A 7,059-nucleotide genomic window follows, 5' to 3' on the forward strand; every position below is an offset into this window, starting at 1 on the left:
CTGCGCAACCGCTGGCGCCGCATGCAAGTTCCCGTCGATATGCGCAATGAAATTACGCCAAAAAATATTTTGATGATTGGCCCAACCGGCGTGGGTAAAACGGAAATTGCGCGCCGTTTGGCAAAACTTGCTAACGCGCCTTTTATCAAAGTGGAAGCGACCAAATTTACTGAGGTCGGTTACGTCGGCCGCGATGTGGAATCGATTATCCGCGATCTCGTTGATGTCGCCATTAAAATGCGCCGCGAACAAGCCACTAAAGCAGTGCAACATCGAGCTGCTGAAGCTGCAGAAGAACGTATTCTGGATGCACTTTTACCTCCTGCACGCAATCTATCGGCTGAAGAAACCAAACACGAGTCCGGTACGCGCCAGATTTTCCGCAAAAAATTGCGTGAAGGTGAATTGGACGATAAAGAAATTGAAATTGATATTGCCGCGGCCAGCGTTGGTGTAGAAATCATGGCGCCACCTGGCATGGAAGATATGACCAATCAATTGCAAAGTATGTTTTCATCGCTCGGGCGCGACAAAACCAAAAAAGCGAAACTCACCGTCAAAAAAGCCTTTAAACAATTGCAAGACGAAGAAGCCGCAAAACTGGTGAGCGATGACGATATCAAAGCACAGGCGATTGAAGCCGCCGAGCAAAACGGCATTGTGTTTATCGATGAAATCGACAAGGTCGCACGCCGCGGCAATGTGAGTGGCGCCGATGTATCGCGCGAAGGTGTACAGCGCGATTTGCTGCCATTAATCGAAGGCTGCACCGTAACCACCAAACATGGCACCATCAAAACTGACCATATTTTATTTATCACCTCAGGAGCATTTCACCTGAGCAAACCCTCGGATTTAATTCCGGAATTGCAGGGGCGTCTGCCAATCCGTGTTGAGCTGAGTGCGTTAACACCGGATGATTTTGAACGCATCCTCACCGAACCCACAGCATCGCTTACCGAACAGCAAGAAGCGTTACTGAAAACCGAGGGTATCAACATCACCTTTACCAAAGATGGTATTCGCCGCATTGCCGAAACAGCATATGAAGTGAATGAACGTACCGAAAATATCGGAGCACGCCGTTTACACACCATTCTGGAGCGTTTATTGGAAGATGTTTCATTTGAAGCGGGTGATGGCAAAACCCAGGTGGAGATCAATTCCGCTTATGTTGAAGCCCATGTGGGTGAGCTGGCCAAGAATGAAGACTTAAGCCGTTTTATTTTGTAATTAAGTGCACTCGCAATGAACAAAATACCCACCAAGATTCAGCTACACAAACAATCACAACAGCTTGAACTGCATTTCGACGGCGAGCAATTTTTATTGCCCGCCGAATTTTTGCGCGTGCATTCCCCCAGCGCCGAAGTGAAAGGCCATGGCCCGGGGCAAGCCGTACTGCAATATGGCAAGAAGGATGTCGCCATTAGTAAAATTGAGCGCGCAGGTAACTACGCGCTCAAGTTAATTTTTGACGATGGCCACGACAGCGGCATTTACACTTGGGATTATTTTTACGAGCTGGGAAAAAATCAGGAGAAAATGTGGCGGGAATATTTGGAAAATTTACACAATGCTGGTAAAAATCGAGAGAAAGATACCAGCATCGTGAAATTCGTCTGAACTTACACACCAAGTTCAGATCCGTTCAGCTTTATTGAACCAAACTTGATGATTTTGCCTGTTTTGCTGGGATTAGCGAGCGAGCAGCAGCAAAGGAATCTACACATTCCGGTGTAAAGCTCTGCACTGTGCGCGATGATTTTTTAATTGTCTCGGTGTAGCTCTCAGTGGTGTTGCCATCATCATCTACGTCATCAACATCTTTAGAGGACGAAGTAAGTTCTCCGCCAGAAACGGTTATCTCAAGATCTTCAAACTCACCATTCGAACCAGCATAAATCGCAGTTGAACGGTATTTTGAACCACCCAATGACTTCAGTTGATACACATCTTTTTCTATCCAGTAACAATTACCCCAGTCATCAAAGGTATCACCGGCAAAGTCATAAGTGGAAATCTTGCCACTTGCATCAATAGAAAGGTAATACTGATCAAACCCGTCTACTCCTTCATCCGTACTCGCATCCCATACACCAACAAAACTGGAGGGAATGCCATTGGCCGATTGACTTGAGTTGCTCTGCCGATCTGAATTGCTCGATCCACCACCACCGCATGCCGTTAACACAAAAACACTCAATATAGAGGAGCTTACCAATGCTATTTTTTTCACGTTATGATGTCCTATCGTAGAAATATAAAAAATTGAGAGCCCGGATAATCTATCGGGGCGCACAATATATCCAAGTGAAGGGAAAACGTAAAATGAAAGCTTACACACCACCCCAACTAATCCAACCGGTGTAAGCGCTGATCAAAATAAATAATCCGAATGCAATTCGGTACCAGGCAAAAATTTCATAGCTGTGATTGGCCACGTAGCGCACCAGGGTGCGCACCGCAATCCAGGCGCTGATAAAAGCGGTAATAAATCCGGCCGCAAACATCGGGAAGTCGCCCATCTCCAACATATCGCGATGTTTGTATATATCGTAAAAGGTTGCTGCAAACATGGTCGGTACGGCTAAGAAAAAAGAAAACTCTGCTGCAACTTTGCGATCCAATCCGATAAACAAACCACCGATAATCGTCGCACCCGAGCGCGAAGTGCCCGGAATCATCGATACTACCTGGAACAAGCCCACTTTTAACGCATCCTTCCAGCTCATTTGATCCACATCCATTACGCGGACCTCGTGCTTGCGCCGCTCCGCCCACAAAATCACCAAACCGCCGAGGATCAACATAGTCGCCACGCTCAGGGCATTAAACAAATAGGTTTTAATCAGCGAGATTAACAGCACGCCCACTACCGCAGCGGGCAGAAATGCAATTAACAGATTGAGGATAAAACGCTGCGCCTGTGGCTCGCTAAACATACCGCAGGCCACCTGCGTAAATTTGCGCCGATACTCGACCACCACCGCCAAAATAGCCCCTAGCTGGATGGCAATTTCAAATACGCGGCCGTCGTTATGAAAATTAATTAAATCGCCAACGACAATTAAATGCCCGGTGCTGGAAATCGGTAAAAATTCCGTGACGCCCTCAACAATTCCCATGATGATGGCTTTAAAAATCAGCAGTAAATCCACAATAACTCCCTGATCGTCAACAATTGGCAGGCATGATTTAGCGAGCGCAAGTCTGCGTTAATTACACAGTGTTTGCAAACTCTGTGCCCATGCGTAGGCAGAGGCTAGGCTATACTCGCACACCACCTATTTTTCTTCTTATGAGGACAAGGCTATGCGCCACTTGGTTTCCATCGGTTTGATGTCAGGCTTGCTACTGCTGCTCAGCGCCTGCGCCAATATCAAATATGCCGACGATTATAAAACCGGCACAGACTTCAGAGGCTTAAAGACCTACAACTGGCGCGCCATAACGGTCGATGTGGGTGGGATAGATAAAACCTTCCTGCAAAACCTTGTCGATGAACAGTTGCGCGCGCAAGGATTTGTACTCGCCGACACTAGCGCCGATTTATTGATTGATATGCAGGTATTTTCGCGCGTGAGCACGGGCGGCAACACCAGTATTGGGATTGGTATTGGCCTTCCAGTTGGCAGCCATGGCAATATCGGCTTAGGCACGGGTCAAACACTAGGTAAAGGCAAGCAAGAAGGCGTAATCGTGATTGATATTACCCAAACCAGCAGCAACACGCTTATCTGGCGCGGCAATGCCGAGGGCATTCCACTGATTAATTTCTCGCTCAAAGCCGAACAAAAATTGCGCGAGAGTATTAGCAAACTGTTAACGCCATTTCCGCCGCAAACCACTGCACAATAACGCATGCCTAATGAGGCTGGATTGCGCGCAATCCAGCTCATTTTTCATTTTCTTTCTGTTGATTTTCTTTTATGCCGAATTCACAACGCCTTTCTGTCGAAGGTATCTTGCTATTAATTGGACTCGCCATTGGCTGGGGTTTTAACTGGCCGATTATGAAATTTATTATCGGCGAAATTCCACCGTTGACTTTTCGCGGATTTTGTTTGTTTTTTGGTGGACTGGGCATTCTGGGGTTGGCGCGCGCGTCGGGATTAACACTCAGTATTCCCACCGGCTACTGGAAGAAAGTGTTGTGGATTTGTCTGCTCAACATAGTCGCCTGGAATGTGATGGCCACTTACGGTTTGAGTATGTTACCCGCCGGACGCTCTGCACTCTTGGGCTACACCATGCCGATCTGGACAGTACTCTTATCCGTATGGGTGCTGCACGATAAATTTACCCTGCGTATCGGCATCGCATTGTTATTGGGAATTGCCGGCGTATTTGCATTGATGAGCGAAGCCTTAATTAACTGGTTCAGCGCGCCTATGAGCACGCAATTAATCTTGGGGGCGGTGCTGATGGTCGCTGCTGCTTGGTGTTGGGCCGCAGGCACTGTGTTGATGAAACGCTGGCAGGTGCCGCTCAATACGGTGGCACTCACCGGCTGGTTATTATTGCTCGCCAGTGTGCCAATTATTATCGCGGCAGTTTTTGTTGATGGCGCGCTGCAGAAAATGCCCTCCACACTCGCGCTCTGGGGCGTGGTCTATAACGTGTTTTTTGCATTTATGTTTTGCTACTGGGCCTGGGTGCGCTTGGTGACGCTGGTGCCGGTGAGCGTGTCATCACTATCGTCGCTGATTACACCGCTGATTGGCGTTATTTCCGGCATTTTATTATTAGGCGAACAACCCGGCTGGCCAGAATACAGCGCGACGGTTTTAATTTTAGGTGCGGTGGCAGTGGTGAATTTCAGCAGCGCAAAAAAAACTAATCCAGCACCGGCAAACAGCGATCCAGTTTAATAATATTTTGCTCAGGCTGGATGCGCGCGGCATAGGCAATAACGTCTACGCCCGCCGCGCGCGCTGCATGCAATGTTGCCGCATAAACAGAATCTATATGCGCGGCGGCGCGCACCGATTGAATCCCGGTATGTTGCACACAAAATAATAAAACTGCCCTATGCCCCTGCTCCACCATCGTCATCAATTCACGCAAATGTTTACTGCCGCGCTCGCTTACTGCATCGGGAAAAAAGCCTTCGCCTTCCGCTTCCATCAAGGTGACATTTTTGACTTCCAGATAACACAAACGCGCATCATCACTGTGCTCGCTTAACAACTCTTTATCATTTAATAAAAAATCGATGCGCGACTTTTCACTGCCATAAACGACTTCGCGACGCAGGGCTTGATATCCGCGCAATTCCACAATCACATGCTCGCGCAATGCGTGCTCAACCAGCTCGTTGGTACGTGCGGTATTAATCCCCGCAAAATGGCCGCCCGGTGTACTCACTACTTCCAGCGTCTGTGGATATTTGCGGGTTTTGCTATCGCTCACGGAGTACCAGCAGGGACTTTCCGGCAGCACACAATTTTTCATCGAACCGGTATTGGGGCAGTGGATGGTCAATTCGGTGCCGTCGGGCAGGCGAATATCCGCCAAAAAGCGTTTGTAACGTTTGAGCAAAAGGGCAGGATAAAACTGGGGCATAGTTGGCAAGCGCACATATATAGAAGACGAATGGATGGTAAATTGAAGCACAAACGCGCCAAATTGGGGCTATAGTTTTTGTTTGGAATGGGTTTGGATAGCTCTTTAACCGGATAAAGCCCATCAGCTGACAGGCGCGCGAAAAAACGCTAGCACTCGCATTTGTTATCTGATAGCTTGCTCCCCCTTCTAATTCTGCCCACCTGCTGGTGCAGATTATTGCCGATCCAGGAAGTCTTGCGAGGCGCTACTATGGCGAAAAAATCACCCTCTACTGAAACCTTTGCACTGCGCCCTTTCACTCCTTATGTGGAGAAAAAAGGCGAAGAGTACATGAGCGAAGGCCAAAAGCTGCACTTTAGACAATTGCTGCTTAACTGGCGCTCAGAACTAATGGAAGAAGTAGACCGCACCGTAACCCATATGAAAGACGAAGCGGCTAACTTTCCCGACCCCGCCGACCGCGCCAGCCAGGAAGAGGAATTCAGCCTCGAACTGCGCACTCGCGACCGCGAGCGCAAGCTGATCAAGAAAATCGACAGCACCCTGGAGCTGATCGAAAACAATGATTACGGCTATTGCGATGCCTGCGGTGTAGAAATCGGTATCCGTCGCCTTGAAGCGCGCCCTACCGCTACCCTCTGCGTGGATTGCAAAACCCTCGCGGAAATCAAAGAAAAACAAATCGGCGGCTAATGCCGGTTTGATCGAGGCGGGCAGCGCTCGCCTCTCTCATCATGTCAGCAACACCTCACGCACTTACCCCCTGTCGGTTACCCAGTTCCCCATTGCCCGGCACTGAAGGCTCAGGCTATATCGGCCGCTTTGCACCCTCGCCCTCTGGTCACTTGCACTTTGGTTCATTGGTTAGCGCGCTGGCGAGTTATCTGGATGCCAAAGCCAATCGTGGACGTTGGCTGGTACGCATAGAAGACCTCGACCCGCCGCGTGAACAAGCCGGTGCCGCGAATGCGATATTACAGACGCTGGATGATCACGGCCTGCATTGGGATGGTGAAATCGTCTACCAAAGCCAGCGCAGCCAAGCGTATGAAGCCTGCCTTGATGCCCTCTTACAGGCCAAACTTGCCTATCACTGCACCTGTTCGCGGCAGGATTTAACGACAATGGGCGGTATCTACGATGGCCGCTGCCGCAACCGTTCGGTCGATTCACACCAGATTTGCTCGCTGCGCCTGAAACTCTACGACCTGCCAGATCGCACTTCACCTGACCTGATCCAGTTCGAGGATCTAATCCAGGGCATACAAACACAAAACCTGCGCACCCAGGCAGGTGATCAGATACTGAAACGGCGCGATGGCTTCTACGCCTACCAATTAGCGGTGGTGGTAGATGATATCGCCCAAGGGATTACTCATATTATTCGCGGCAGCGATTTACTTGATGTAACAGGTCGGCAGCTCTTTTTCTTTGATTTGCTGGGAGCGCCCCTGCCGCAGTTCGGCCATGTGCCGCTGGCGATGCAAG

General features: G+C 49.3%; 9 protein-coding genes. 6 read left to right on the plus strand and 3 right to left on the minus strand.

Translation table 11 applies throughout. The features are described from left to right. Both hslU and ACWA6V_RS14495 read left to right on the plus strand, forming a co-directional pair. Nucleotides 1–1,233, plus strand: a 1,233-nt coding sequence (gene hslU, locus ACWA6V_RS14490) for an ATP-dependent protease ATPase subunit HslU (protein WP_449523160.1), incomplete at its 5' end; no start/stop codon positions are given. 15 nt (nt 1,234–1,248) lie between these two features. Then, complete coding sequence (locus tag ACWA6V_RS14495) at nt 1,249–1,626, plus strand: gamma-butyrobetaine hydroxylase-like domain-containing protein (protein WP_449523161.1); 378 nt, start codon at nt 1,249–1,251, stop codon at nt 1,624–1,626. 31 nt (nt 1,627–1,657) lie between these two features. Here ACWA6V_RS14495 and ACWA6V_RS14500 read toward each other — a convergent pair whose 3' ends face one another. Both ACWA6V_RS14500 and ACWA6V_RS14505 read right to left on the minus strand, forming a co-directional pair. Further along, complete coding sequence (locus ACWA6V_RS14500) at nt 1,658–2,239, minus strand: hypothetical protein (RefSeq protein WP_449523162.1); 582 nt, start codon at nt 2,237–2,239, stop codon at nt 1,658–1,660. Between the two features lie 100 nt (nt 2,240–2,339). Beyond that, complete coding sequence (locus tag ACWA6V_RS14505; protein WP_449523163.1) at nt 2,340–3,161, minus strand: undecaprenyl-diphosphate phosphatase; 822 nt, start codon at nt 3,159–3,161, stop codon at nt 2,340–2,342. A 154-nt stretch (nt 3,162–3,315) separates the two neighbouring features. On the opposite strand from ACWA6V_RS14505, the gene ACWA6V_RS14510 reads away from it, so the two are divergent. Further along, nucleotides 3,316–3,861 (plus strand): DUF4136 domain-containing protein, encoded by a 546-nt coding sequence (locus tag ACWA6V_RS14510; protein ID WP_449523164.1) that lies wholly within the window; start codon nt 3,316–3,318, stop codon nt 3,859–3,861. Nucleotides 3,862–3,932: 71 nt separating this feature from the next. After that, nucleotides 3,933–4,874 (plus strand): DMT family transporter, encoded by a 942-nt coding sequence (locus tag ACWA6V_RS14515; protein ID WP_449523165.1) that lies wholly within the window; start codon nt 3,933–3,935, stop codon nt 4,872–4,874. On the opposite strand, the gene sfsA is transcribed toward ACWA6V_RS14515, so the two are convergent. Continuing rightward, nucleotides 4,840–5,568 (minus strand): DNA/RNA nuclease SfsA, encoded by a 729-nt coding sequence (gene sfsA, locus ACWA6V_RS14520; RefSeq protein WP_449523167.1) that lies wholly within the window; start codon nt 5,566–5,568, stop codon nt 4,840–4,842. The genes ACWA6V_RS14515 and sfsA overlap by 35 nt on opposite strands. A gap of 252 nt (nt 5,569–5,820) precedes the next feature. On the opposite strand from sfsA, the gene dksA reads away from it, so the two are divergent. Both dksA and gluQRS read left to right on the plus strand, forming a co-directional pair. Next, nucleotides 5,821–6,264: an RNA polymerase-binding protein DksA gene (gene dksA / locus ACWA6V_RS14525; RefSeq protein ID WP_310067523.1), complete on the plus strand. Its 444-nt coding sequence runs from the start codon at nt 5,821–5,823 to the stop codon at nt 6,262–6,264. 41 nt (nt 6,265–6,305) lie between these two features. After that, on the plus strand, nt 6,306–7,059 hold a 754-nt coding region (gene gluQRS, locus ACWA6V_RS14530; protein WP_449523166.1), incomplete at its 3' end, for a tRNA glutamyl-Q(34) synthetase GluQRS.

This window comes from Cellvibrio sp. (assembly GCF_053579595.1).